General features: G+C 38.8%; 25 protein-coding genes. 4 read left to right on the top strand and 21 right to left on the bottom strand.

The window, feature by feature from the left end; translation table 11 throughout:
• Positions 1 to 31: 31 nt before the first annotated feature.
• Positions 32 to 1,897 (top strand): squalene--hopene cyclase, encoded by a 1,866-nt coding sequence (gene shc / locus ACN6MT_RS15550; protein ID WP_419956452.1) that lies wholly within the window; start codon positions 32 to 34, stop codon positions 1,895 to 1,897.
• A 759-nt stretch (positions 1,898 to 2,656) separates the two neighbouring features.
• Here shc and mug read toward each other — a convergent pair.
• From mug to ACN6MT_RS15460, 18 genes are all read right to left on the bottom strand, one after another.
• Entirely contained in the window at positions 2,657 to 3,166 is a 510-nt protein-coding gene (gene mug, locus ACN6MT_RS15545) for a G/U mismatch-specific DNA glycosylase (RefSeq protein WP_419886967.1), read from the bottom strand.
• A gap of 39 nt (positions 3,167 to 3,205) precedes the next feature.
• Positions 3,206 to 3,784: a YitT family protein gene (locus ACN6MT_RS15540; protein ID WP_419886966.1), complete on the bottom strand. Its 579-nt coding sequence runs from the start codon at positions 3,782 to 3,784 to the stop codon at positions 3,206 to 3,208.
• 93 nt (positions 3,785 to 3,877) lie between these two features.
• Positions 3,878 to 5,191, bottom strand: coding sequence for a Na+/H+ antiporter NhaC family protein (locus ACN6MT_RS15535; protein ID WP_419886965.1), 1,314 nt, complete (start codon positions 5,189 to 5,191; stop codon positions 3,878 to 3,880).
• 105 nt (positions 5,192 to 5,296) lie between these two features.
• On the bottom strand, positions 5,297 to 6,289 hold the full coding sequence (gene mgrA / locus ACN6MT_RS15530) for an L-glyceraldehyde 3-phosphate reductase (RefSeq protein ID WP_419886964.1): 993 nt from the start codon (positions 6,287 to 6,289) through the stop codon (positions 5,297 to 5,299).
• Positions 6,290 to 6,387: 98 nt separating this feature from the next.
• Complete coding sequence (abc-f, locus tag ACN6MT_RS15525; RefSeq protein WP_419886963.1) at positions 6,388 to 8,262, bottom strand: ribosomal protection-like ABC-F family protein; 1,875 nt, start codon at positions 8,260 to 8,262, stop codon at positions 6,388 to 6,390.
• A 146-nt stretch (positions 8,263 to 8,408) separates the two neighbouring features.
• Entirely contained in the window at positions 8,409 to 8,531 is a 123-nt protein-coding gene (locus ACN6MT_RS15520; protein WP_419956451.1) for an RAxF-45 family protein, read from the bottom strand.
• Positions 8,532 to 8,663: 132 nt separating this feature from the next.
• The gene (locus ACN6MT_RS15515) at positions 8,664 to 9,077 is read right to left on the bottom strand and encodes a hypothetical protein (protein ID WP_419886962.1); all 414 of its coding nucleotides are present in this window, start codon (positions 9,075 to 9,077) and stop codon (positions 8,664 to 8,666) included.
• Positions 9,078 to 9,100: 23 nt separating this feature from the next.
• A complete protein-coding gene (locus ACN6MT_RS15510; RefSeq protein WP_419886961.1) occupies positions 9,101 to 9,994 on the bottom strand; it encodes a peptidylprolyl isomerase in 894 nt (297 codons plus the stop codon).
• A 21-nt stretch (positions 9,995 to 10,015) separates the two neighbouring features.
• A complete protein-coding gene (locus ACN6MT_RS15505; RefSeq protein ID WP_419886960.1) occupies positions 10,016 to 11,428 on the bottom strand; it encodes a S1C family serine protease in 1,413 nt (470 codons plus the stop codon).
• A 159-nt stretch (positions 11,429 to 11,587) separates the two neighbouring features.
• Positions 11,588 to 13,009 carry an ATP-binding protein gene (locus ACN6MT_RS15500; protein ID WP_419886959.1) on the bottom strand — a complete coding sequence of 474 codons (1,422 nt, stop codon included), beginning with the start codon at positions 13,007 to 13,009 and terminating at the stop codon, positions 11,588 to 11,590.
• A complete protein-coding gene (locus ACN6MT_RS15495; protein ID WP_419886958.1) occupies positions 12,981 to 13,682 on the bottom strand; it encodes a winged helix-turn-helix domain-containing protein in 702 nt (233 codons plus the stop codon). Before ACN6MT_RS15495 ends, ACN6MT_RS15500 begins: the two co-directional genes overlap by 29 nt.
• Before the next feature lie 179 nt (positions 13,683 to 13,861).
• A complete protein-coding gene (locus tag ACN6MT_RS15490; RefSeq protein ID WP_419886957.1) occupies positions 13,862 to 14,836 on the bottom strand; it encodes a quinone oxidoreductase family protein in 975 nt (324 codons plus the stop codon).
• A 16-nt stretch (positions 14,837 to 14,852) separates the two neighbouring features.
• Positions 14,853 to 15,632 (bottom strand): enoyl-CoA hydratase/isomerase family protein, encoded by a 780-nt coding sequence (locus tag ACN6MT_RS15485; protein ID WP_419886956.1) that lies wholly within the window; start codon positions 15,630 to 15,632, stop codon positions 14,853 to 14,855.
• 34 nt (positions 15,633 to 15,666) lie between these two features.
• Positions 15,667 to 16,740 carry a phosphotransferase family protein gene (locus tag ACN6MT_RS15480; RefSeq protein WP_419886955.1) on the bottom strand — a complete coding sequence of 358 codons (1,074 nt, stop codon included), beginning with the start codon at positions 16,738 to 16,740 and terminating at the stop codon, positions 15,667 to 15,669.
• Positions 16,741 to 16,850: 110 nt separating this feature from the next.
• Positions 16,851 to 17,414 carry a TetR/AcrR family transcriptional regulator gene (locus tag ACN6MT_RS15475; protein WP_063254432.1) on the bottom strand — a complete coding sequence of 188 codons (564 nt, stop codon included), beginning with the start codon at positions 17,412 to 17,414 and terminating at the stop codon, positions 16,851 to 16,853.
• Between the two features lie 96 nt (positions 17,415 to 17,510).
• A complete protein-coding gene (locus tag ACN6MT_RS15470; protein WP_419886954.1) occupies positions 17,511 to 19,124 on the bottom strand; it encodes a long-chain-fatty-acid--CoA ligase in 1,614 nt (537 codons plus the stop codon).
• 54 nt (positions 19,125 to 19,178) lie between these two features.
• Positions 19,179 to 20,390, bottom strand: coding sequence for an acyl-CoA dehydrogenase (locus ACN6MT_RS15465; protein ID WP_419886953.1), 1,212 nt, complete (start codon positions 20,388 to 20,390; stop codon positions 19,179 to 19,181).
• A gap of 109 nt (positions 20,391 to 20,499) precedes the next feature.
• Positions 20,500 to 20,712, bottom strand: coding sequence for a hypothetical protein (locus ACN6MT_RS15460; protein ID WP_374933543.1), 213 nt, complete (start codon positions 20,710 to 20,712; stop codon positions 20,500 to 20,502).
• A gap of 209 nt (positions 20,713 to 20,921) precedes the next feature.
• On the opposite strand from ACN6MT_RS15460, the gene ACN6MT_RS15455 reads away from it, so the two are divergent.
• Positions 20,922 to 21,803: a VanW family protein gene (locus ACN6MT_RS15455; protein WP_419886952.1), complete on the top strand. Its 882-nt coding sequence runs from the start codon at positions 20,922 to 20,924 to the stop codon at positions 21,801 to 21,803.
• A 29-nt stretch (positions 21,804 to 21,832) separates the two neighbouring features.
• Here ACN6MT_RS15455 and ACN6MT_RS15450 read toward each other — a convergent pair whose 3' ends face one another.
• Together ACN6MT_RS15450 and pssA are read right to left on the bottom strand one after the other, a co-directional pair.
• Complete coding sequence (locus tag ACN6MT_RS15450; protein ID WP_419886951.1) at positions 21,833 to 22,102, bottom strand: hypothetical protein; 270 nt, start codon at positions 22,100 to 22,102, stop codon at positions 21,833 to 21,835.
• A gap of 145 nt (positions 22,103 to 22,247) precedes the next feature.
• Positions 22,248 to 22,745, bottom strand: a complete 498-nt coding sequence (pssA, locus tag ACN6MT_RS15445; protein ID WP_419956450.1) for a CDP-diacylglycerol--serine O-phosphatidyltransferase — start codon at positions 22,743 to 22,745, stop codon at positions 22,248 to 22,250.
• A gap of 143 nt (positions 22,746 to 22,888) precedes the next feature.
• Here pssA and ACN6MT_RS15440 point away from each other — a divergent pair, with 143 nt between their 5' ends.
• Positions 22,889 to 23,140, top strand: a complete 252-nt coding sequence (locus tag ACN6MT_RS15440; protein WP_419886950.1) for a sigma-G-dependent sporulation-specific acid-soluble spore protein CsgA — start codon at positions 22,889 to 22,891, stop codon at positions 23,138 to 23,140.
• 275 nt (positions 23,141 to 23,415) lie between these two features.
• Here ACN6MT_RS15440 and ACN6MT_RS15435 read toward each other — a convergent pair whose 3' ends face one another.
• Positions 23,416 to 24,285, bottom strand: coding sequence for a YitT family protein (locus ACN6MT_RS15435; protein WP_419956449.1), 870 nt, complete (start codon positions 24,283 to 24,285; stop codon positions 23,416 to 23,418).
• Positions 24,286 to 25,456: 1,171 nt separating this feature from the next.
• On the opposite strand from ACN6MT_RS15435, the gene ACN6MT_RS15430 reads away from it, so the two are divergent.
• Positions 25,457 to 26,239, top strand: a complete 783-nt coding sequence (locus ACN6MT_RS15430; protein ID WP_419886949.1) for a GNAT family N-acetyltransferase — start codon at positions 25,457 to 25,459, stop codon at positions 26,237 to 26,239.
• Positions 26,240 to 26,274: the final 35 nt, after the last annotated feature.

Below are 26,274 nucleotides of genomic sequence, written 5' to 3'. Positions count from 1 at the left end.
ATATTCAATTGGGAGAGGACTGAATGTGACGATGACCGATACTAGTAAAGGCATTGACTGGCTGATTAAAACACTTAGAAGTGATCAGTCTCCCGATGGCTCCTGGGATTATCCATTTGAAACAGGATTATCGACAGATGCCTATATGATCATTTTATTACGGACATTAGAAATAAATGATGAGGAATTAATAAAGGAACTAGCTGAGAGGATCGTGAGCAGACAAGATACAAATGGCTCATGGAAACTCTTTTATGATGAACGGGAAGGGAATCTTACAGCTACGGTGGAATCTTATTACGCCCTTTTATACTCCGGCTATTATGACAAAAAGGATAAACGCCTTCAGAATGCGAAAAAATTTATTTTATCTAAGGGCGGGATTGAAAAGGTTAGTATGTTCACAAAAGTGATGCTAGCCTTAACAGGGCAATTAGAATGGCCTTCCTTCTCCCATCTGCAGGTTGAAATTATTTTATTACCACTCTCATTTCCAATTAATTTCTATTCTTTTTCGGTATACGGCAGGGCAAACTTTACCCCATTGATGGTTCTTGCTGATAAGAAACTATCGATAAAGACAGATAAGAGTCCTGACCTCTCGGATTTACTGGGCGGCAGGCTTGATTCTGGATCGTGGATTCGTTCAGAGGAAATGCGTTCTCTCTTTTCTTTTATCGGAGATGGGGTTAAGAATCTAATCGGACTACCCCAACAACTTCATAAATTGGCCATACAGCGTGCGAAGAAATATATGCTCGATCATATTGAAGATGATGGCACGTTTTACAGCTACTACAGTTCCACTTTTTTAATGATTTTTGCCCTGCTCTCGTTAGGATATAAGAAAAGCGACCCTGTTATTCTGAAAGCCATTGAAGGGCTTAAATCAATGAAATGCGTGATTGACGGCCACTCACATATGCAATATACAACAGCAGATGTTTGGAATACCTCGTTGATTGGTTATGTACTACAAGAGGCTGGGATTTCACCTGCAGATCCTATGGTTGGTGCTGCCAATCAATACTTACTGAAAAGGCAGCATACGAAATTCGGGGATTGGGTAATCCATAATCCTGCTAGTTTACCAGGGGGCTGGGGTTTCTCTGATATTAATACCATCAATCCTGATGTGGATGATACGACTGCCTCATTAAGGTCGATTTCCAGGATGGGGTCTGGTCATCATGATGCCTGGAGTCGAGGAATTAACTGGCTGTTAACCATGCAGAATGACGACGGCGGCTGGGCAGCTTTTGAAAAAAATACAGATACCAAGCTGTTCGAATTCCTGCCGATTGAGAAGGCAGAGTTCATTCTCACAGATCCATCATGTGCAGATATTACAGGACGTACCCTTGAATTCTTTGGTAACTATACGAATTTATCAAAAGATCATTCTAGTATTAAAAAGGGGGTAAAATGGCTGTTGAATCATCAAGAAGGTGATGGTTCTTGGTATGGGAGATGGGGGATTTGTTATATTTATGGTACATGGGGTGCGGTAACTGGTTTATCTGCTGTTGGGATACCTGGAAGTGATGAGAGTATTCAAAAAGCCGTAGATTGGCTTTATAGAATTCAAAACCGTGATGGGGGTTGGGGCGAATCTTGTTATAGCGATAATAAAAGAACTTATGTGTCGCTCGGGGCTAGTACTTTAATCCATACAGCGTGGGCATTGGATGCCTTAATCAGCGTTTCCGACAAACCAACTCCGGCGATCCGCAAAGGTATCTCATACTTATTGGAGAATTTGCAGATAGAGGATTGGACTACTGCTTACCCCAAAGGACAAGGAATGGCCGGTGCTTTTTATATACACTATCATAGCTATCGTTATATCTTTCCATTATTGGCTTTGGCCCACTATCGTAAAAAGTTCGAAACGTAACACGACGGATATTTGGTGAATTTTTTCTTCAGTATCAAGTTGAGTTTCTAATCGCCTTTTTCATTCAAATCTTCTTACCTGTCAAAACATGTTCCTTACTGCGAATTCTGTTCACTTACCTGCATGAATTCCTTCTTACCTGCATATTCCTTTTGTTTATCTGCCTAATTAATTCCCTAGCCCAAATTGAAGGTGAACAAGCAGGATACTGCCCGGCACAGGTATCTAATTTTCCTTTATATAGAAAATTAGATACCATATTTGTTTGAGTCCTAATCATGGTAACTTTTTTTCAATGACCTTTCTCATTCAAACTCTTCCTACCTGCCAAAATGGATCCCTTACCTGCGAATTCTGTTCACTTACCTGCATGAATTCCTTTTTACCTGCATATTCCTTTTGTTTATCTGCCTAGTTAATTCCACCTCCCAACTTGAAGGTGAAAACGCCAGGCTACTGCCTGGCACAGGTATCTAATTTCCTTTTATATGGCAATTAGATACCATATTTGTTTGAGTCCTAATCATGGTAACTTTTTTTCAATGACCTTTCTCATTCAAACTCTTCCTACCTGCCAAAATGGGTCCCTTACCTGCGAATTCTGTTCCCTTACCTGCATGAATTCCTTTTTGCCTGCATATTTCTTTTGTTTATCTACCTAATTAATTCCACCTCACAAATTGAAGGTGTAAAAAGCCAGGCGGCTGATAGGCTCGTGTATTAATTCTCTAAATATGGTCATCACACATTTTCACATGGTCAGGAATTAATAATTTCACCAAGTCCCTTATAAATTTCTACGATTTCTTCCACTTTCATCCTCACAAGTCCGCTGGAAGATGGGGCAACAAAGTCAATCGTACCTGGTACGACTGATTCCTCTTGCCTGCCCCATGGAACATTTTTTAAGCCGCTATATTCCTGATAGACTCCCTTACCCACAAAACAAACTACCATAGGCTTAAACTTCTCGATTTTTTTCCTGAGAATATCTTTTCCTTCTTTGTATTCTTCCCTTGTAATCTCATCTGCTGCTTTCGTGGGCCTCGCTACAATATTGGTTAGCCCCATCCCCAGATCTAACAGCTTGGCATCTTCTATAGGCAGGTATTTTCGAGGAGTTAATCCTGCTTCGTGTAAGATTTTCCAAAACCGGTTATTGGGATTGGCAAAATGATGTCCTGTATCGCTAGAACGGATACTGGGATTGAAACCGACAAATAGAATGTTTAATTCCTCTTTTATATGATCATTTACTGGCTTTAACATGTTAACCTCGCACACTTTTTATTCTATATTACTAAATCGTCACCTTTTTTCATAATAATTCCACGAGGTGATGACAGTTGCTAACAAACCTACAATCGATACAATCAACAACGAATATAGTAATCTAGGCTCCCGTAGAATAAATAGGCTTGATATAATTATCACTGTATCAATGGCATAAGCAATGATCCCTACATTAATCTTTGTCCGCTTTGCAAGCAGCAGTGCAAGCAGATCCATTCCTCCTGGACTAATGCGGTTCCTGAGCATCGTTCCTACTCCCATACCGATAATCACACCTCCGATTATGACAGAGCTAACAATCTGTAGATGGAATACATCCCTTAAAGGAACCAAAAATTCAATCATGAAACCGGAAAAAAAAGCTCCAATCAGGCCGTATAAAAAATAATTAAAATCAGATTTATAGGCATAGAGATAAACTGGAATATTCAATAACACAAAGGTTAATCCAATGCTAAAATGCCACAGGTAATTAAACACAATACTTATCCCAAACATACCCCCATTGATTAAATGGAAGGGCAAAATAAATCCGTTTACCCCGATGCCAATCATCGTACTTCCAAAACCGATTACAGCTAATTTTTTCAGCATGATTCCCATCCCTTGTCCAAAAATCTATATATCCACTTATATGTTTGTACAAGAAAGTTCATCACAAAAAAACGGAACATAAACTCTGTTCCGTTAAGCAGCCGTTGCTTTTTTTGATTTTTGGACATGTTTGAGGAGTGAAACTATCAGCGTTATTAGAGGTAATATCCACAAAAATAATGCATATGGCATATACTCCATAATAGGGATTCCGACAATAGTACTGCACATTATAGCCAGTACACTCCATGGTACCATTCCAGGGAGTAACATGGTCGTATCCCCCATCACTCTTGCTAACTCTTCCCCCCCATATTTATTTTTCCAATGAGGCAAGAAGGACCTCCCTGTTAAGATAATTGGCAGCGTTTGATTTGCTGCAATCGCACTGATTAGTAAGGTAGCTGAAAAGGTTTTTAATGTATCACCCGTTAAAGACGTGGAACGTTGCAGCCATTTATCCAAATAAGGCTGTATGACATTCAATTCCTCCACTAATCCATTGTAGGCTCCAGCTAAGGCAAGAAACAGCAGCAGTTCGTACATATTATGGAAGCCCCCGCCTAAACCTTTAATCCCATACCAAAATGCTAGAGCTATCTCCGAAACAGCCTCACCGTTTACGATAGATATGAATGCAGCACTTACTATACTCAATAAAAATGCGTATATAATGCTAAATCTAAATAAGACTAAAAGCAGCAAAACCATAGGCGGAATAAACTTCAACATTGTCAACTCATTCCACTGCAATGAAACTGTGCTATTTATTTTTGTAGCAGAAAGGAAGTCAAACGCACCATAGAACATCAAAGATAACAAAACAGCCGTAACTGTCGTTGGTATCATTGCATTCCATTGCCTTTTTACCGGTAATTCTAAGGTATGGGCTAAAAGCTGATGAGCACTGGAAAATGGTGAAGTTCGGTCTCCGACAAATGCGCCCGAAACCAACGCTCCAGCTACAACCTCAGTTGGTAGATTTAAGACCACTGCTGTTCCCAAAATTGGAATACCAATCGCACTAAGGGTTCCCACTGTTGTCCCTAAAAGCATAGAGAACATCATTGCAGTAACAAAAGTTAACAAATAAAAATAATGTGGATTAATAAGATAAAGAGCGATTTTAACCATTTGATCAATGGTTCCTGACAGATACCACGATGGAAGCAGAAAACTTACTAGGAAAAGAATAAGAATAACAATCCTAGTCTTGTAAACTCCGCGAATACTAATTTGGAAAATCCGTTTCAAAGATTGCTTATTTCGCTTTGATAGGTAGACGAGAACAAGATAACCCGGCAGAAATCCAATGACGAGTGGATAATGGAAAATAACAGACCAAATAACTCCTGCTATTGTTATTGTAAGGAGTATAGTTAAATGTTTTATTGAGAAACGATTCATTTTATACCAACCTTAAGCTTTAATAAATCTAATTTTAATCATTGCTCTATTCGGATAGCAAATATAAATGGAGCCATGAATTTTTGGCTCCATTTATAGGCAGGTTTAACTTTTTAGTATATCTTCTATTCTATTTAATTCTTCTTCTGAGAATGAAAGATTGTTTAACGCAGCAACGTTTTCTTCTATTTGACTTACCCGACTTGCCCCAATTAGAGCGGAAGTTACCCTTCCTCCCCTGAGAATCCAGGCCAGAGCCATTTGTGCTAGATTTTGCCCGCGTTCGCCAGCAACCTCATTCAGCTTTTTCACACGATTTACTACTTCCTCTGTTACTTGGTCTTTACTTAAGAAGCTAACCGGTTTAGCCGCTCTAGAATCAGTTGGAATTCCGTTTACATATTTATTTGTTAACAAACCTTGAGCTAATGGGCAGAATGCAATCGAGCCAACTCCATTTTCTTGTAGAACATCCTGCAGACCATCTTCGATCCAGCGGTTTAGCATAGAATAGCTTGGCTGATGAATGACTAATGGCGTTCCCAAACGATTCAAAATTTTTACCGCTTCCTCTGTTTGTTCTGCACTATAGTTTGAAATACCGACGTATAATGCTTTACCTTGGCGGACGACAGAGTCTAAAGCGCCCATTGTTTCTTCAAGCGGTGTATTCGGATCTGGACGGTGAGAATAAAAGATATCAACATAATCTAATCCCATCCGTTTTAAGCTTTGATCTAAACTTGCAATCAGGTATTTTCTTGAACCCCAATCCCCGTATGGTCCCGGCCACATCGTATAACCAGCTTTAGAGGAAATAATCATTTCATCGCGGTAAGGTGCAAAGTCCGTTTTTACCATACGGCCAAACATCTCTTCTGCGGATCCAGGTGGTGGGCCGTAATTGTTTGCAAGGTCAAAGTGGGTAATTCCTAAATCAAATGCTCTTCTTAGCATGGCACGGCCATTCTCATATGTATCCACTCCGCCAAAATTATGCCATAAACCTAATGATATGGCAGGCAATTGTAAGCCAGACTTCCCGCTTCTATTGTATTTCATCGTACCATATCGAGATTCTTCTGCTTGATACACCATTCAAACCCCTCCTTTTCATTTCACTTACCATTATAAACGTTACGATCCAAATAAAAAATCCCCCAAGAGAGGCTTTTCTCTTGAGGGTGGATCGTATTCTAAACTACATCATCGAGTTGTTTATATAAATGTTCTCTTTCTGCTTCCATCCGCTCTAATTCTGTGAATTGTTTTTGCAGCATTTCAAGGTCTACTCCTGTTTCCATCCTCTGCTTTAATAAGTGTATTTGAGCCTCTAACTCCTCAAGCTTTTGTTCTATATCCATAACCAGCATAGGCAATGCAGAAGTCTGTAGCTTTTCAACCTTTTTTAGTGTCGTTTTTTCAGTCACAACTGGTTGAACCACTTTTAAAGCACCTAATTTCTCCTTAGCCCAGTCATAATTCCCATCAAAATAATAAACGGTTCCATCCTGAAGCCAATAAATTTTATTAAATAATTTATTGAGAAAATAACGGTCATGTGACACTGCTAAAATCGTGCCATTAAATTGTTCAAGAGCTTCTTCTAAGACCTCACACGAATCAATATCAAGATGGTTCGTCGGCTCATCTAGGATTAGAAGATTTATGTCCTGATACATAAGCTGCGCAAGGCGCAATCGCATTCTTTCTCCGCCGCTTAATTGATTAACCTTTCGGAAAACAGCGGACCCATAAAACAAAAACCGCGCTAAAATATGACGTGCTTCTCCTTCATTCACAGTTACTTCAGAACGGAAAACATCGATAACCCGATCATCCCCAATCGTATGGAAGACATGCTGAGACAAATAGCCGATTTTCACATTGCTGCCAACTTTAACTGTACCCAGGTCGCTCTCACATTCACCTAAAATCATTTTTATCAGCGTGGATTTTCCTGTTCCATTTTCACCCACAATAGCGGTTCGATCCTTATATTGAACAAGCATATTTACCTTTTCAAAAAGCGTTCTGCCACCAAAGCTTTTTGATACATCCTCTAATTTAATAACATCCTTCCCGCTGCGATCATTGGCTTCAAAATCAATCGCCATTTTTTTCACATCAAGCTTCGGACGATCAAGCTTCTCCATGCGGTCCAGTGCCCGCTGCATATTGGTAGCCCGTTTATGAAGGGCAGCACTAGGAGGATTGGCGCGATTGGCCCACTCACGAAGGCGTTTAATCGCTTCCTTCATTTTTTTAATCTTCCGCTGTTGCTCCTGATACTCTTGGAACTCCCGTAATAACCGTTCTTCCTTCTCTTTTACAAAGCCGCTAAAGTTCGTATGGTATAGCTCAATTTCGCCATCTTCCATATCCAGTACTTTTGTGACCACTTCGTCTAAAAAGTAACGGTCATGCGAAATTAAAATAATCGTTCCTGTATATTCCTTAAGGAATGTCCCGAGCCACTCGATTGCCATTAGGTCTAAATGGTTGGTCGGTTCATCAAGTAATAGAAGTTCAGGTTTCTTCAGCAAGCTTAAAGCCAAACCAACCTTTGTCTTTTCCCCGCCACTTAAAAGTGAAAAAGGTTTATCTAAGAGCTCAATAATATTTAAACCATGGGAAACTCTGTCCATCTCTGCATCCATTTCATAGCCGCCATTTAAGATAAAATCATCTTGGAGCTTTCCATATTGGTCCATGAGCATTTGCAGGTGGTTAGGGGTCAGCTCTTGCCCCATTTCGACTTCTAATTTTTGTAACTTTGTTTCAGTCTCGACTAACTGATCAAATGCTGTCTTTAATACGTCCTTAACAATTAAGTCCTTATATTCAGGAATTTGGGCAAGGTAGCCAACTTTCAGCCCCTTTTTCCAATGTATAACGCCGCCGTCTACAGTTTCTTGATTGGCAAGCAGCTTTAATAAAGTGGTTTTCCCGCAGCCATTTCGCCCAACCAAGCCCACCCGATTTCCTTCGTGGACCTCAAAAGATAAATTTTCAAAAATAATATTACCGCCAAATGATTTTGCTATATGATTAACGCTACATACGATCATGTTCTATTCTCCTTTTTTTGAACACTCTCTTCACGCAAAAAAACTGCGGCATCAATAGATACCCGCAGTTCGAAAAATCGGCATGAAAAAAGAGTGCGAAAAAGGCACTCTCTTATTACCTATTTTGCTATGGGTAAAGAGATGTGTTACCGTTCTATATTCATTTTGTAATTTTTAAAAAAGGGCAGACTACCCCCTTGGAAAACTACCTCATGAAAAATTGCACGGCACAAATATAGCGCTTCAAGCCACTGCACACGTACAAACATAGAACGAACCATCTCTTTACACCTCCGTTTCACTTCAAGATATTTCTATTGTAAATAGTTCAAGCAATGATTGCAAGCCTATTTTTTCAGACTAATCAAAAGTTTTAAAATTGAATCCTTCATGGCTCAATCTTAATGTATATACTTCTTCTTTCCACCGAACCTTCTACGATAGACAAATTTTCTTACATCATCCTCGGAAATTTTCCCATCATAGGCCGCAAACAATAATGACTGAAGTTCGCGATAATGCTCCATAATGTAAAGGGCAAACTGCTTCCGTTCACCCTTTGCCTGTTTTTTAAATTCTTCATCATTCAAAATTGCTTGAATCTGATCTTGATAAAATGCCTTCGTATCCTCCCATTTTTCCATTCGGTTCTCCAAAATATCACGAGCATACTTAGGCATTTTTTCAACAATTAAATCAATATACCCTTGAGACCACATTAGCATTTTGTCCTTTTCCGGCAGTTCCATGACCATTTTCATCAGTTCGAACTCATCTACCTCATCACTTACTGCATATCTTCCGACCTGATTCATCCTTTTCACCTCTTCATGAACAGTTATCCAACTACACTTTCAAGGGAATTTTCGATATCATAATCTTTTTTCTTTTCTTCAAGCCAAGTAGAGTATTCCGTTTCCACTTTTTGATCAATCAAGGTTTCCTTTATTTCGGCTTTACTGTCATCAAAATTCGCTTCTTTTGCTTCCTTTTTCTCTTCAACCTTTATAATATGATACCCATAATCTGTTTTTACTGGTTCACTAATTTCATTAACTTGCATTGCAAAGGCAACATCCTCAAATTCTGTTACCATCGTACCTTTTGGGAAAAAGCCAAGCTCTCCTCCATTTTCTTTCGTCCCCTCATCGGTTGAATATTCTTTCGCCAATTTTGCGAAATCCGCTCCATCGGTCAGCTTTTGTTTAATTTCCTTCGCAGTCGCTTCATCTTCAACCAATATATGGCTTGCTTTTACTTGTTCTGCTACTCCTAATGAATCCTTATTCTCATCAAAATAAGTTTTTAATTCCTCTTCAGTAATTTCTATCCGCGGTACAAGAAGTTTACGTAAGGTTAAGTAACTTTTTAAATCCTCTTTCAGGGCATCCAGAGAGGTATTATTTGCCGTCAGCATCTGGTCAAATACATCTTCACCACCATAAGATTCCTTCAATTTTTCCACTTCTGCATTCAATTCCTTATCTGTAATGGTAATCTTTTCTTTTTTTGCTTCAGCAGCAACAATCTTATCGGTGATTAATTGTTCAACCGCAGCGGCTCCATATTGCTCCACCATCACATCATACAACTCATCCTTACTAATGGATTCACCATTTATTTTTGCAACAGCTTTATCCTTTGATAACGCCAAACTTAGAAAGATACCTATTGCGAGAATGAGTACCACGATAATGCATGACAGTGTTTTATTTTTCTTAATAAAAGTCATTCCTTTGATTGCTCCCTTAGATTATTTCGCCAGCTTAACGTTTACAGTGGTAAGCTTCCCGTCACGATATACTTCTACTTTCACTTCATCGCCAATCTTTACATCTGAGTACAAGAATTTTCTTAAATCTGAGGCATTTGCGATTTTGTTCCCATTCATGGATACAATCACATCTTGTGCCCTTAATCCACCATTCGCTGCAGCGGAGTTAGGTTCAACAGCCGTAATCATGACACCTTCTTTCACGCTATCAGGAAGGTTCTCCCAGTATAATTGCGGCACTTCTGATAAATCAGCGAGCCCAATACCAAGATAAGGTCTCTGTACTTTTCCGTTATTAATTAATTGATTCACAATTGGAATGAGGTCATTACTTGGAATCGCAAATCCTAATCCTTCGACACCACTATCAGCAATTTTCAAGCTATTGATTCCAACGACTAAACCTTCAGGGTTAATTAACGCACCACCGCTATTTCCCGGATTGATTGCAGCGTCCGTTTGAATAACAGTAGTTTCCCAAGTCCCAGCAGAGGTAGTAACGTCAATACTCCTATTTACTGCACTGACGATACCTTGTGTTACGGTTCTTGAGAATTCCAGTCCAAGCGGGTTCCCAATCGCATACACTTCATCTCCCGGCCGAAGTGTAGATGAATCCCCAAACTGGGCAGTAGCTTCAACGTTTTTACTATCAATTTTTAATACAGCCAAATCGGTTAAAGCATCTGTTCCCACAACTTCTGCATTTACCTTTTCACCGTTATATAATGAAACTTCTAGTTTTGTGGCACCCTCGACCACGTGGTTATTGGTTACAATGTAGGCAGTGTCATTATTTTTTTGAAAAATAACACCTGAACCTGTCCCACTTTCAACATCCTGTGAGTTATTACTTCCATATAAACTTCTGCTTTGACGCTGCTGGTAATTGACAATCCCTACAATTGTTTTTGATAGGTGCTCAACAGTATCAGCAATCGATGCTGAGGATTTTGCTGAGGTAGGCTGTGCTGTTACTGTATTCACCTCAGGGTTTGTGTTCTTTACGGAGATACCAGTTGACTGACTTCCTGCATTACTAAAGTTCTCCATATAATCGGTATAAGGTAGTACCGTTAACGTTAATACCGAACCAATCACACCTGCTGCTACCATTGAGGTAAATCCTTTAATATTTCTTTTTTTCTTCTTAGCACTGTTCTTAAACTCTACACGGTTAGTAGGTTGTTCTAGTGATTCTTCTATTTCAGGTTCATCTAATCTTCTAGGTTCTAACTCGTTCGGTACAAATTCTGATTTACTCTCTCCTTCTCGATTATCTTGGATTACTGTTTCATATTCTGATTTTCTATCATGATCGTATGTGGTTTCGTCCACCTTATGTTCGTTTGTTTTGTCATATTCCCTTTCAAATTCGTCTTTGTAGCTCATAGTCTTTCTTCTCCTTTACACTAAATTTGTGTAATTTGTTATTATATCTATACTTTAGCCCACAAATATGAAAAAACTGTTAACAAACTATAACGGGATTTGGAAATTATTAAGAAAAAAGTCCGATTTTAAACAAAATAAAAAACAGTAGAGACCTCCCTACTGCTTAAAAGTAATCGTGAATTTCGTACCTTTTCCTTTTTCACTTTTTACATCTATTTCTCCGTTATGAAGGAGAACGAGCTGTTTCACAATCGATAGTCCTAGACCAAATGCCCCGTAAGGATTACTTGTTCTCGAGATTTCAGCTTTGTAAAAGCGCCGCCATATTTTTTCGACTTCACTCGGGTCGATGCCAATACCTGTATCCTCTACTTCAATAATCGTTGTATTCTGTTCCTTTCGCCCTCTCAGCCAAATCGTACCATCTGAAGTAAACTGAATACTGTTCTTCGTAATGTTAATTAAAATTTGGACGAGTCGATCATAGTCAGCATTGACGATAATCTCTTCGTCTGCTTCTACCAGGATTTGAACATTTTTCTCGTCTGCCTGTACTGATAATTGTTCTTGTATAATTTCCAAAAGTTCCAATAACTGGATATCTTCCCTGAACAGTTGAATTTGATTCGAGCGGATTTTTTCATAATCCAGGTTCTCATTGACGAGTCGAATAAGCCGCTTCGCTTCCTGACTAACCAAATTAATTCCTCGTTCCTTATCTTCTTCTGGGATCATGTCATTTTTTAACCCCTCGATCACTCCGCTAATCGTGGTTAAAGGAGTCCGCATCTCGTGAGAAACATCCGCCATAAATTGACGTCTACGACTTTCAAGTGCGTCAATTTCCTCCATCGAATGATTTAATACTTTTACCATATGATTAAAATCATTGGCCAACTCCCCAATTTCATCAAAATTAGAGGACGGTACGTGAACATGGTAATCCCCAGCTGACACAAGCGAGGTTGCTTCTTGGAGTCGTTTAATTCGATTCACATGGATTTTTGATAGCAGCCAGCTGAATAAAAACGAAACACCTAGTGCGATTAGAATAGTGTAAATCAGGAATTGGTTCACTTGGCGAATCATCGCACTCGAACCGCTGATTGGCGAGGTTAACAAGATTCCGCCAACAAACCTATCGCGATTATCCAAATACGGTAATACAACAAAGGTAACACCTTGGTCAAAACGTTTATAATCACTTTGAACGATGATTGTTTGCCCTTGTGTAATTTTATCCCACTCTGAAGGTTTCAGCTCAATCGCCGGACCACTTCGTCCTACAGCATAAAGTTTGGCATTTTGATCAAACATACTATAACTAATTTTTCGCGAACGCAAAACATTACTATATTGATTTAATATTTGATCTGTTGCAATCGGATTCTGCTCAATATCAGATATGATGGCTTTTCCATAAGAGATCAATTCATCCGCTTTTTCCTCATAAACCAAATTACCCACATAATGAGCAAACAAAAGACTTAAAACGAGAAAAGCTACAATAATGATACTAATATGACTGATAAACTGCTGAGAAAAATAATTAATTCTTATCTGTCTGATTCGACTCATCAAACTTATAACCTACTCCCCATACAGTGTGGAAAAATGGCTGCGTTGTCGTTTCCACTTTTTTACGCAATCGCTTAATGTGAACATCTACCGTTCGTTCGTCACCATAAAATTGATATCCCCAAACCCGTTCAAGCAGTTGCTCTCTTGAAAATACTTGGCGAGGATGTTCCACCATATAATATAATAAATCAAATTCCTTAGGTGTCAGATTTGTAACTGGAACACCATCGACAAGGACTTCTCTCGTATTTTTACTAATTTTAAAATGCTCCGTCTGGAGAAAATCATCCATTGGAGCAGGAACTTGCGTCTGATATCTGCGAGTGACCGCCTTAATTCTAGCCATCAGAGTCAGCGGACTAAATGGCTTGGTAACATAATCGTCGGCACCCATTTCAAGACCGAGTACTTGGTCTGACTCTGTATCCTTCGCCGTCAGCATAATAATCGGGACCGTATAATGTTCCTCTCTGATTTTTCGGCAAATGCTTACCCCGTCCATCCCTGGCAGCATCCAATCCACAATTAACGCATCCCATGTCCCTGTTTTGAACGTGTTATACCCTTCAAGACCATCATTAACAAAGGTTCCTTGTATTCCTTCCTTGGCAAAAAACATCTCAATCATTGAGCAGACACTTGTATTATCTTCTATCACGAGTATTTTCAAATCCGTCACTCCTAGGAATAAACTCTTCTTTTCTTCAGTTTAAACGATTTTTCTCTCATATCAACTATATCGCAAAAACTTCCCGGGTATTTAATACTTTGTTCATAGTTTGTTAATATACACATGAAAAAGTGGTCTGGAATTTACCAGACCACTTTTTCATGTATTGGTAAAATAATTTACGGTTCTAGAATTAACTTACCAGTTGTTTTCCGTGATTGTAGTAACCGATGTACATCCGCTGCGTCCTCTAACGGGAATACACCGCCGATTGTTAGATTAAGCGCTCCTTCACCAAGATAAGTTAGCAACTCTACTAAACTAGGTTGAAGCAGTTCAGGCTTTCTCATAATCTGTGGCAAGAAAAAGCCAATAACAGACTGGTTTCGAGCCATTAATGAAGAAGGGTACATTTTGCTCTGCTCGCCGCTCGCTGCCCCAAACACAACCAGGCGGCCAAAAGTGGCAAGACATTTTAAGGTTTGATTAAAAACATCACCCCCTACCATCTCAAGTGCAACATCTACTCCTTTTCCTCCAGTCGCTTCTAATACCTGCTCCACCCAGTTTGTTTCTGAATAATTCACAAGCACATCCGCACCCATTTGACGGGCTAGTTCTAGTTTTTCAGCATTACTAGCGGTTGCAATAATCTTGCCAGCACCAAAAAGCTTTGCCAATTGTACCGCTAGTGTTCCTACACCCCCGGCTGCTGCATGAACGAGAACCGTTTCCCCATTTTCTAATCGGCCCATCGTTTTTAAGACATGATAGGCACTTAATCCTTGGAGAGGAAGCGCTGCTGCATTTCGAAAATCTAAATGCTTGGGAAGTGGGATTAATGAGCGCTCATCGGCCAGCGCAAATTCTGAATAACCACCTGACTCAATCAATGTAACTACTCTCATCCCTGGTTTAACGTTGGTTACTTTTTCTCCAACAGCTGCTACTACCCCTGCGATTTCTGCGCCCGGAATAAAGGGAAGTGGTGTCTTGACCACATATTTACCTTCCCTTCTTGCCGTATCAGCATAATTGACGCCGATTGCCTTAATTTCAATTAGGACTTCACGACCTGCAGGTACTGGTCTCTCAATCTCTACTATTTCTAACACTTCAGGTCCGCCATATTTCTGTAATTGAATCGCTTTCATGTTTAAAACTTCCTTTCTACCTGCCTTTATAAACGGGCTTTCTTTTTTCCTTAAATGCCGCAACGCCCTCCTTGTGGTCGTCCGTTTGTACCATTAAAACTTGAGTAAGTCGTTCTTCTTCCAATATTTCTTCAAGTGACCTGTTGAAGGATTGGTCAATTAATTTCTTTTGTTTCCCGTAAGCTTTACCTGCACCTTGGGCTAAACTTAATGCTAGTTTCGTAGTCTCTTCTTGGAGCCTCTCTAATGAGTACAATGAATTTATGACACCTAATTGATAGAGACGCTTTGCAGGAATCGGTTCTCCACTAAAGAAAAACTGTTTTGCTAAGTGAGGACCAATCAGCTTGGGAAGAAAATAAGAACCTCCTCCATCCGATACCAAACCTACCTTCGAGAAGCTAAGCGCAAACTTACTGTCCTCAGCTGCAACAATGATATCGCAGGCGAGAGCTAAATTAAATCCCGCTCCTGCTGCAAAGCCGTGAACAGCAGCGATAATCGGTTTTTCTAAATCTTTCATTTGTAAAATTAATTCGTTTAATTTTCCGATATGTTCATAGACTTGATTTCCATCACTCTGTCCCATGGTTTTCACATCACCGCCAGCACTAAAGGAGCGGCCGGCACCTGATAAGACAATTACCTGTACATCCGCGTCATTTTTTGCTTGACCAAGAGCGTTTGTCAATCCCAAAACCATTTCGGAACTAAAAGCATTTAGACTCTCTGGTCGATTTAAAGTTAAGGTCAGAACAGGACCCAACTTTTCTACTAATAAATGTGTATTCTCCAATAAAATCTTCCTCTCTACATTTATTAAATTCTCGTTAAAACTCTCCAGAAGCAACCTTTACAGCATGTTCCATTAACATTTTTGTTTTAAGGTTGAAGTTGGCAAATCGAAGATCATTGGTTTGCCCTTTCTTATAGCGGAAATATATTTGTTGACAGATAACCGCTAACTTAAAGTAGGCAAACGTTAAATAATAGTTCACATCTGTAACGTCCCTACCGCTTTTCTTTGCATAGCGCTCAACGAATTGCTTCCTTGTAAAGAAACCATCGTTTACCGTTACCGGCGCTTTACCCAGCCCCAGTTTTAACTCCTCCGGGTCATCCTCTTGATTCCAATAGCCCATCACAACACCAAGGTCACAAAGAGGATCCCCTACCGTTGTCATTTCCCAATCAAAAAGCCCAACCATTTCAGACAAGTTCTCATTAAACATTGCGTTATTAAACTTATAGTCATAGTGAATGATTGCAGTACTCTGTTGGGCTGGTATATGGTCTGACAGCCATTTTTTGAGCGTATCTACAGCATTCACTTCATCCGTTTTGGACTGTTCATATCGACCAATCCATCCATGTACCTGCCTTACTGTGAATCCCTCAGGTTTACTGATTTCTCCAAGTCTTGTTTCTTTGTAATTAATTCCGTGAAGTTCTACTAATTTATCAACCATAATTTCTGAAAGCTGCTGGCACAGTTCCTTCGTTACCGTTATTTCATCAGGGAAAAAAGTATCAATGACAATGCCATTTTTGCGTTCCATGATAAAGAATGGACTTCCAACTATGTCCTGTTGATTGGAATATAGGATTGGCTTTGGTGTAACGGAAAAGACTGGGTTGAGCTCAGAGATGATTTTAAATTCTCTTTCCATATCATGCGCTTTCGGTGCTACTGGCCCTAACGGGGGGCGACGTAAAACGGCTTGCCATTCACCTATTTTCATTTGATAGGTTAGATTTGAGTGGCCAGCGGAAAACTGAAGAAGTTCAAGGGGGCTATTGGGCAGATTTTCAATATTTTCCCGCAAAAATTGCTCTAAAATATCTAAATTTAATTCCTCTCCTTTTCGGACTGGAATTGTATCTTTGCTCATTTGGTGAGGCATACGATCACTCCTGTCATTCGAAAGATTCAGTCTATTTAAAATATACCTACTGGTTAGTATGCCATTGTGAAAAGGAGAGCCGAGTGTCAGACACCCTCCATAAATTTTTATTAATTTGCTTGAATTCCCTCTAATATCATTTCAACAAAAATCTCTGCTACTTCACGGTCTGTAGACGGCCCCTCTGGATTAAACCATTGATAGCTCCAATTGGAAGCCCCTAGAATACCAAAGGTAACAATATGAGCATTCAAGTCTGACCGAAACTCTCCTTTTTCGATTCCATCTTTAAGAATCTGCTCAACATTCAATCGGAATTCGTCCCGCTTTGGCACAATTAAAGCTAGTCTTTCTTCATTTAAGTTTTTCATTTCTCTAAAAAAGATCTTCGCAGCCGATCCTTGTATTTTAATGTTACTAATAAGCATGTAAACAATATCGAAAAGCTTCTCTTTGCAGCTTCTATTATCATCCAGTATTTTCCTTTGTTTTTCTAGTAAGTAATTAATATATCCGAGATGAATGTCCATTAGAAGTTCTTCTTTACTCGAAAAATAATAGTAAAACGTCCCTTTGGTCACACCAATGGAATCTACGATGTCCTGGATGGATGTTTCCTTGAAACCCCTTTTCTCGAACAGATTAATGCTATGTTCTGTTATTTTGTCTTTCACCGTTCATGTCCTCACAATCTGTAATATGTCTAGTGAAATTATACCATATTCTATTTCGCAACAAACATGGGCAACGAGCGAAAATTGGTTGACCTCTTAGTTTTTAACAGTTTCCTCTCGTAAGGCACGGCGGAGAATTTTTCCAACCTGTGTTTTTGGTAATTGTTCACGAAATTCAACCATGCGAGGAACCTTGTAAGCTGCCATATTTAATTTACAGTATTGAATCAATTCTTCTTCTGTTGCTGTTTGCCCGGTTTTTAAAACCACAAAAGCCTTTACATCTTCTCCACGGTAGGGGTCTGGTACTCCGATGACAACTGCTTCTTGGACAGCAGGGTGTTCATAAAGCACCTCTTCAATATCACGAGGATAAATATTGAAACCGCTTGCTATAATTAAATCCTTCTTACGGTCAACGATATATAAATACCCATCATCGTCTACTTTTGCGATATCACCAGTAAAGAGCCAGCCATCTCGTAATGTATTGGCTGTTTCCTCAGGCATATTCCAATAGCCTTTCATGATTTGAGGACCCTTTATAATGACCTCACCCAATTCACCAACCGGAACTTCCTCCTTGCCACTTGCAACATCTACAATCTTGTATTCAGTCGATGGCATGCCAATGCCAACACTTCCTGGTTTGCGATTTGTAAATGGGGGGTTACAATGGGTGGTTGGCGACGCTTCAGAAAGTCCGTATCCTTCTAGGATTTTTGCCCCTGTTTTTCTTTCAAACTCCCGAAGAAGTTCTACTGGCATGGGTGCACTGCCGCTATTGCAGGTTTTAATACTATTAATTCCGTACTCCTCTGCATGCGGATGGTTCGTAATCGCGACATACATGGTTGGAACTCCTGGGAAGGTAGTGGGCTGTTCGTTTTTAATCGTGTTCAATACTTCCTCTAATTCAAACCGAGGAAGCATGATGGATTCCCCGCCTGTAAAAATCGTTAAGTTCATACAGGCTGTCATACCAAATACATGGAAAAGTGGAATTACCGTTAAACAGCGATCTTTCCCTAATTCAAATTCATGCTTGAAGAATTCATAGGATTGAAGGACATTGGCCACAATGTTACGGTGTGTTAACATTGCTCCCTTCGATCTTCCTGTTGTTCCGCCAGTATACTGCAGAACTGCGATGTCATGTTCGAGTTCAATCGTAACAGGAGTCACCATCCCATTTCCAGCACCAAGGAAAGTTTCAAAACTGCGATCTGGAGTGAAATCTTGTTGAGAGGGCTGCAGGCTGACCACAATAATATTTTTCAGGGTGGTGTGTTGTTGAATGCTTTTTACTCTTGGATAGAAAGCATCCATTACAACTATCGTTTCGGCCCCTGAATCGTTTAAGATATACTCAAGCTCGCGTTCAACACTCATTGGGTTCACCTGCGTTACGATAGCTCCTGCTCCTAAAATACCGTAAAATGAAATAACATATTGCGGGCAGTTAGGAAGCATAAGCGCCACTCTGTCACCCTTCTGAACTTGATTTTGCTGTAGTGCTGAGGTAAATCCTTTAGAAAGACCTAGTAATTGTTGATAAGAAATTTTTCTGCCATAGAAGGAAAGTGCATGATTTTCGGGATATTTTGCTGCAGTATCTTGAAGTATTTCTACCATATTTTTTTCAGGGTTAGAGATTGTTGATGAAATTGATTCTGGGTATTGAGCCCGCCATGCTTTCTTTTCAGCCATTGGTTTCCCTCCAAAAATAATTTTTTATAAAAAGTAACCATTCCTCAAGTTTGATTACAACTGGTGTTTCTTTAATTCAAGCTTAGCGACCTGAGCACGGTGTACTTCATCTGGTCCGTCAGCCAGCCGCAATGTTCTAGAGTTTGCCCACATCGCTGCAAGTGGAAAATCATTTGAAACTCCTGCTCCCCCAAATGCTTGAATCGCTCTATCAATTACACGTAATGCCATATTAGGCGCCACTACTTTAATCATCGCAATCTCTGTTTTTGCTTCTTTATTTCCAACAGTATCCATCATATAAGCTGCCTTTAAAGTCAAAAGCCTTGCTTGTTCGATCTCAATCCTTGAATCGGCAATCCACTCTTTAATAACCCCTTGGCTTGAGAGCGGTTTTCCGAAGGTATCACGATTTTGAACACGCTTACATAAAAGTTCAAGAGCTCGTTCTGCAGCACCAATCAGTCTCATACAATGATGTATTCTTCCGGGTCCTAATCGTCCCTGTGCAATCGCAAACCCTTTTCCTTCACCCCAGAGAATGTTGGCAGCCGGAACCCGAACATTTTCAAAAGTAATTTCGGCATGTCCATGCGGGGCATGGTCAAACCCGAAAACAGGAAGCATTCTTTCAATTGTAATTCCTTGAGTGTCAAGTGGGACTAGAATCATCGATTGCTGCTCATGACGGTTGGCATTAAAGTCCGTCTTACCCATTACAATCGCAATTTTGCACCTAGGATCACCTGCACCAGAAGACCACCATTTACGTCCATTTATGATGTACTCATCACCATCTCTAACAATGCTTGCTTCGATATTCGTTGCATCGGAAGAAGCTACTCCCGGTTCCGTCATCGAAAAGCATGAACGAATTTCTCCTGCCAATAATGGTTTTAGCCACTTTTCTTTATGTTCCTCTTTACCATAACGAACAAGTACTTCCATGTTACCTGTATCAGGTGCATTACAATTAAATACTTCTGGTCCAATTAAGGATCGTCCCATTATCTCGCAAAGAGGAGCATATTCCAGATTGTTTAGACCTGCACCATATTCACTTTCCGGCAGAAATAAGTTCCAGAGACCTTCTGTCTTTGCCTTTTCCTTTAAGTCTTCCATTACCTGTGGAACAGCACTCCATCTATTTTTCTGGTCGTTCAACTGCTGCTCATAAATATTCTCATTTGGATAGACATGTTCCTCCATAAAATTTATCAGTCTAGTCTGTAACTCTTTTACTCTAGCAGAATATGAAAAATCCATTTCTCCACCCCTTCTCACATACTAACCAGTTGGTATCTACATTTCCTATTATACCTCCAACCATTAAATATTCAAATTTATTTCTAAATATTCTAACAAATACTCTGTTTTAATATCTTTTTATACCCTTTTTTTGCTTATTCATCAATTCATGTGATTTTTCAATGATATCGGTTAAGACGTCCCCTTTATATACTCGACCTAATTTGAGGTTTTCCTGATAGTATTCTACGATTTCGTCTAATTTGTCAGATGTTTCTTTTGAGATTCTTACATTCAATTGTATTCTTCCATTCTCAGCCAAGGGAGACACTCCTATCATATTTATAGCAATCTGCTAGCACATTGCTTAATTCGTGTAATAACTTGATTATATACTATTATTCTACACTTATTTCAATAAATCCTAAAAAAGAATGATACTTGTATCCAAGCCCTTCTAATAAAGTATAAATTTAGATATTATTCAGCTTAGTTTTTACATAAAAACACAAATTTTGCTTCACATTATGGTGAGGAGGTTTGTACGATATGGGTATGAAATGGTTATTTAGTTTACTACTTACGATTCAACAAGTGATCCCTCAAGCCGGTATCCAACTAACAAAAGAAGGGAAACCGATTTCGATTATCAATCGAGATGAATATTCTGTCGGTGATCCAAATTTCTTCATTTTGGATACAGAAAAATACGATCTTCTAGTAAGTGAATTGGATAAAAAGTTTTCTATTTCTCCTAAAGATGCAAAATTGGACCAGCATGGAAATATTATTCCTGAGGAGCTTGGCCTTCGTGTCAATCGACAGGCTTTAACAGAAAGCTTTTATTCCTTTTTTTTCGAACAAAGCACTTCAGCCTTAGAGATTCCTATGTATTCTGTTTATCCAAAAGTAGATAGTGAATTACTATCTGATATTAGAAGTATTCGCATTGGCCGTTATATCACGTCTTTTAATCCAAGTAACAAAAAGCGTTCAACCAATATTAGGTTAGCGGTCGAAGCAATTAATAATTATGTCGTTTTTCCTGGAGAAACATTTTCATTTAATAAAGTAGTCGGTAAGAGAACCTCAAAAAAGGGCTACGAAAAAGCTAAAGTGATTGTGAGAGGTGAATATGCTGAGGACATCGGCGGGGGAATCTGTCAAGTGTCCTCAACATTATTCAATGCCGTTGATAGTGCCGGTTTGAAAATTCTCCAGCGATTTTCACACAGCCGACATGTTCCGTATATCCCACCTGGACGTGATGCAACTGTTAGTTGGTATGGTCCAGACTTTGTATTTAAAAACATGTATAACCAACCGATATTAATTCAGGCTAGAACGATGGGTCACCTTTTAGTGATTACGTTATATTCCTCCGAAGTCATTGAATACAGTCCCAAGAAGGTTCCATTTCCCCCATTATGAAAAAGCCCGCAATTATATGCGGACTCTTTTTACCGATCTTTATGATCATTTCTCAACGCACTTGCTAATAGTTCTTCGGAGAATTCAGCAAGTGCGGTGTTATTAATATTTATGTTGTTTTTCGGTGTAAAGCTCTGGACAACATCTTGAAAAGGCACTGCTATATTCTTTCGTTTTCCTCTTGTTAGTCCAAAAACGGCGGCACTTATTCCAACTCCCAGAAGAGACACCCACATAGTCCCTCTGCTCTTTCGTTTTTTTCCAAACATATTGAAAAACGGTTTTACTACATCTCTCATCCAAAGCACTCCTTCTTTTAACATGAAATGGAAAGCAACACTCCCCTTCCATTAGCTTAAGGTTTGTATTTAAGGCGAGAATATGTTTGGTAACCTTCGGTGGAAATGTTAGTTGTTTACAGATGTTAGAGGTTCACATAAAGCGTTATAGCTTTTTTATCCTTATAGGGCTAACCATTAGAATTGAAAGTAAAATCGTAATGAGTGAATTGCTATATTGGAATACTCCCAAACAAGCCATTAATAGTCCCGCTGCCGTTATTGGCAGACCCATAAAATAACCTCTTGTTGGTTTTACATTAAATTTCGCCAACCGTAAGGCACCCATAGTGGGAAAGAGCATAAATGCAATAGTTGTTAGAAATGATGGTGCTTCTAAACAATAAAAAAGGAGTGCTGGTGCAACACCAAGGCTGACAATGTCTGCTAACGAATCAAGTTCAACTCCAAATTCACTGTTAACCTTCAATCTTCTCGCTAATCTTCCATCAAAAAGGTCGAAAATTGCTGATAAAAAAATAAACATGGCTGCCGTCCGAAAGTAACCATTCATATTAAAGGTAATGGAAAATACTCCTGATAATAAATTTCCAATAGTAAATAAATTTGGCACTGCTCTCGCCAGATGGTTTATCAAGCAGATCCCCCCTTTCGTGGTTATGCTTTCATCCACGAATTGCTTTTTTATATTCTGCACCAAATATATAAATGTGAATCTTAATAATGATGCAGGTATGATAAAATCCATTTCATCAAAAGATATTTAATGAAAGGCGGTTGACAAAAATGGACAAAACATTGGGCTATTTACGTGAAATCTTATCAAATTACACTAATGACCACTCCGAGGGTAGACAAATATACCGTAAATTGTCTGAGGGGCATTTTTCAAATGAGGGTGAATTTGTTAGGCATTTAACTCAAAAGGAGATAAACTTTTTAAATAATATGCTTCCTAAGGAAATTAACCATGCCAAAGAGGAACTAGATGAGAAACGTGCTTATGAATTAAATGAAGTATATGAACTCCTTTTCTAATTTTAATACCAATACCAACAGGAGAGATGTTAGCTTTTAACCTGATATCTCTTCTTCGGGAAATAAATCGAGTTCTTTTTTAATTATTTCCTAGGTAAGCGCATACATTGACAAAAGATGATGTTTTACTGCGCATTTTCCCCAATAAACGACAGAAAACGGGCAATTTCATAAGACGCCCGCCTTTTCCGAATCACTCCTTTTAACTCTATATAAAAATGATATCACTTTAATAACAAAAAAAGACAGAAAAAAACCGCCAAACGGCAGCATCTTTAATGAATATTTCTTTTCTTAAACCTGCCTCCGCGAACTTCCGCGATATCGGCAACCGCAAGAAAGGCATTTTCATCATTTTCAGTAACGATTTCCTTTAACTTCGCTTCTTCAAGACGGTTAATGACACAGAAAATGACCTTCTTGTGATCGCCTGAGTAGGCACCCTCTCCATTAATATACGTAACACCACGGCCAAGACGATTCAAAATCGCCTCGCCAATTTCCTTTGAATTATCACTTATGATCCAAACTGATTTGGATTCATCAAGACCAGTGACAGTAATATCAATGGTTTTGTAAGCTACAAAATAGGCAATCAGCGAATACATTGCCCGATCCCATGAGAAAACAAAACCTGCGCTTCCAAGAATAAATAAATTAAAAAACATGATAATTTCACCAACAGAGAAAGGAAGCTTTTTATTAAAGAGAATAGCAAGAATTTCAGTACCATCCAGGGATCCTCCATAGCGGATGACCATCCCTACGCCAATTCCGAGAACGATTCCACCAAAAACGGTTGCAAGTAAGATATCCTGAGTAAATGCTGGTACTGGATGAAGCAATGTGGTGCCAAGTGATAGAATGATAATTCCATAAAGAGTGGATAAAGCGAAGGTTTTTCCAATTTGTTTATAACCGATATAAAAAAATGGGATATTGAGAAAAAAGATAAAGAAACCTAATTTCCAACCAGTCAAATAGGAAAGCATAATCGAAATTCCTACAATGCCTCCATCAATTACATGATTGGGTACAAGAAAAATTTCCAACCCTACCGCCATTAATGCTGCGCCAACTGTAATAAGCATAATTCTTTGAATAATCTTTGAAGTTGGCAACCCCCGGTGTTGAATTTTCTCCATAAGTATTTTATGTTGCTCATTTTGATCAATATTTGGAATTCCTGACATTATCTTGCCCCTTTCGAATAAAATTTCTAATTCCATTATAACAGGATATTGATAGTTTTTTGAATTTTTATGCACTTTATTTCCCATTTTTCCAACTAGGTTTTCAACTAACATACTGCCAAATAAATTACTTAAACACAGCCGATTAAGAACAGGAAAGAAGCCACCTCTTTTAGAGACAGCTTCTTGGGAATTTAACCTCTTAGGGGACCCAACCATGACATCAGCTATAATGTCTTCACACTTCTATCGAATCGTTTTACAATTCTAATAGAAGGTTTAAGATTCAGCCGATGTGTGTTGTTCCGTTGAAGGAATTAATTCACATGAAATGAATGGAATTCAAATTCCTTTAAAGAAACAAACCTTACCGGTATTACCGATGACTCTTATCCTCTAATTTATTTGGATCAGCTTCTTGGCAATGCAGGTTTTGATTTGGTTGAAGGGTTAGATAAACATACCGATAAAGAGGCTTCATTTATCACCTATATTTATCTGTTAACTCAATCCTTACTTTTAGTTGTGCTCCTTTTTCAAAGTTTAGTACCAAACAGATTTATTGCCCACTATTTGTTTCGGTCGTTGGAAATTTTGATTCTTCTTTTTTTCATTACTTTAGGTTTCTTCTCAATAAGGAAGCTTCCATTATAATTTTAAGAAAAATCATTTTGGTTTGAGAGATTTACCTGCGTACCCTTTTGCATAGGCAGATAAATTAACTTTACTCCCATATCCAATAACTTTTGTACCTTTATTTGAATCAGGTAATTTCCTTATTCACTAAAAGAGGATTTAGTTAGGTATCCACCTTTCCATTTCAAGTTACATCGCTCCACTTACCAAACATTGCAAAGGGAAAACCTTTACTACTCGTTCACAAACGGAACGAACACGGATGGTTGAGTCTCCTAAGAAGTTAATTGTTATTTATTTATTTATCCTTTACACCTATAGTATAACACCAAAAATATCTGTTTACACAAAGGGTTGTGACAAATTGGTGAATTTTTCAAAATTACTAGATTATTATAAATATTAATAGTTTAGTATACATTAAATTATTATTATTGAAATTTTGCAATGATTTGATTACGCTAGTAACAACAAAGGGGGAGAAAAAATGATTAGAAAATTAACTAAAAATGCCCACGATATGGTCCTTTCTTTTTTAAGTGAGGAACCTTCCATCAATTTATTTATTATTGGGGATTTAGAGGTTTTTGGATATGATACTGACTTCCAGGAAATCTGGGCAGAATTTGATAAACACGGAGAAATCAAGGCCGTACTTCTCAGATTCTATCAATCTTTTATACCTTATGCAAAAGGCGAATTTAATGTTGACGAGTTCGTATCGATTATCACCTCCTACCCACGGCCATTCTTCCTATCTGGAAAATCAGAGATTGTTGAGAAGTTCGAAGCATTCCCTGAACTGCAGTTAGGTAAAAAACAGGAAACTTATTTTGCTGAGTGCAAAAGCACTGAAAATCTTGAAGAAACGAATGTGGAGATAAAAAAGGCTACCCTTGATGATATTGAAAAGATATTATCGATACGTAGATCCATTGATGAATTTCAAATCCGAGATGACGCAGCTGAGATGTTGCGAACATCCATGGAAACCAACACTGCGAGGACTTATTTCACGGAAGAAAACGGTCAGATGACCGCATGTGTATCCACGACTGCCGAAAATTCCATTTCTGCTATGATTGTTGGAGTTTGTACACGGAAAGAATATCGCCGCAAAGGATTAGCAACAGCGATTATGCAAAAGCTTTTTAAAGATGTATTAAATGAAGGCAAAGTACTCTGCTTATTTTATGATAATCCTGAAGCTGGACGTATCTATAAACGACTTGGTTTTAAGGATATTGGAATGTGGACGATGTACAGATGAAATATGCAAAAAAACTCCTTAAATTAATTTTGGAG

Origin of the sequence: Neobacillus niacini (assembly GCF_048572935.1) — a bacterium.
Taxonomy (GTDB): domain Bacteria; phylum Bacillota; class Bacilli; order Bacillales; family Cytobacillaceae; genus Neobacillus; species Neobacillus niacini.
This window is presented reverse-complemented; position numbering and strand designations above follow the sequence as displayed.

Excerpts from the sequence above, each read along its gene's own strand:
- shc (WP_419956452.1), top strand. The coding sequence starts at position 32 with ATGACCGATACTAGTAAAGGCATTGACTGGCTGATTAAAACACTTAGA.
- mug (WP_419886967.1), bottom strand. The coding sequence starts at position 3,166 with ATGTTAAAGCCAGTAAATGATCATATAAAAGAGGAATTAAACATTCTA.
- ACN6MT_RS15540 (WP_419886966.1), bottom strand. The coding sequence starts at position 3,784 with ATGCTGAAAAAATTAGCTGTAATCGGTTTTGGAAGTACGATGATTGGC.
- ACN6MT_RS15535 (WP_419886965.1), bottom strand. The coding sequence starts at position 5,191 with ATGAATCGTTTCTCAATAAAACATTTAACTATACTCCTTACAATAACA.
- mgrA (WP_419886964.1), bottom strand. The coding sequence starts at position 6,289 with ATGGTGTATCAAGCAGAAGAATCTCGATATGGTACGATGAAATACAAT.
- abc-f (WP_419886963.1), bottom strand. The coding sequence starts at position 8,262 with ATGATCGTATGTAGCGTTAATCATATAGCAAAATCATTTGGCGGTAAT.
- ACN6MT_RS15520 (WP_419956451.1), bottom strand. The coding sequence starts at position 8,531 with ATGTTTGTACGTGTGCAGTGGCTTGAAGCGCTATATTTGTGCCGTGCA.
- ACN6MT_RS15515 (WP_419886962.1), bottom strand. The coding sequence starts at position 9,077 with ATGAATCAGGTCGGAAGATATGCAGTAAGTGATGAGGTAGATGAGTTC.
- ACN6MT_RS15510 (WP_419886961.1), bottom strand. The coding sequence starts at position 9,994 with ATGACTTTTATTAAGAAAAATAAAACACTGTCATGCATTATCGTGGTA.
- ACN6MT_RS15505 (WP_419886960.1), bottom strand. The coding sequence starts at position 11,428 with ATGAGCTACAAAGACGAATTTGAAAGGGAATATGACAAAACAAACGAA.
- ACN6MT_RS15500 (WP_419886959.1), bottom strand. The coding sequence starts at position 13,009 with ATGAGTCGAATCAGACAGATAAGAATTAATTATTTTTCTCAGCAGTTT.
- ACN6MT_RS15490 (WP_419886957.1), bottom strand. The coding sequence starts at position 14,836 with ATGAAAGCGATTCAATTACAGAAATATGGCGGACCTGAAGTGTTAGAA.
- ACN6MT_RS15480 (WP_419886955.1), bottom strand. The coding sequence starts at position 16,740 with ATGCCTCACCAAATGAGCAAAGATACAATTCCAGTCCGAAAAGGAGAG.
- ACN6MT_RS15470 (WP_419886954.1), bottom strand. The coding sequence starts at position 19,124 with ATGGCTGAAAAGAAAGCATGGCGGGCTCAATACCCAGAATCAATTTCA.
- ACN6MT_RS15465 (WP_419886953.1), bottom strand. The coding sequence starts at position 20,390 with ATGGATTTTTCATATTCTGCTAGAGTAAAAGAGTTACAGACTAGACTG.
- ACN6MT_RS15460 (WP_374933543.1), bottom strand. The coding sequence starts at position 20,712 with ATGATAGGAGTGTCTCCCTTGGCTGAGAATGGAAGAATACAATTGAAT.
- ACN6MT_RS15455 (WP_419886952.1), top strand. The coding sequence starts at position 20,922 with ATGGGTATGAAATGGTTATTTAGTTTACTACTTACGATTCAACAAGTG.
- ACN6MT_RS15450 (WP_419886951.1), bottom strand. The coding sequence starts at position 22,102 with ATGAGAGATGTAGTAAAACCGTTTTTCAATATGTTTGGAAAAAAACGA.
- ACN6MT_RS15440 (WP_419886950.1), top strand. The coding sequence starts at position 22,889 with ATGGACAAAACATTGGGCTATTTACGTGAAATCTTATCAAATTACACT.
- ACN6MT_RS15435 (WP_419956449.1), bottom strand. The coding sequence starts at position 24,285 with ATGGAGAAAATTCAACACCGGGGGTTGCCAACTTCAAAGATTATTCAA.
- ACN6MT_RS15430 (WP_419886949.1), top strand. The coding sequence starts at position 25,457 with ATGATTAGAAAATTAACTAAAAATGCCCACGATATGGTCCTTTCTTTT.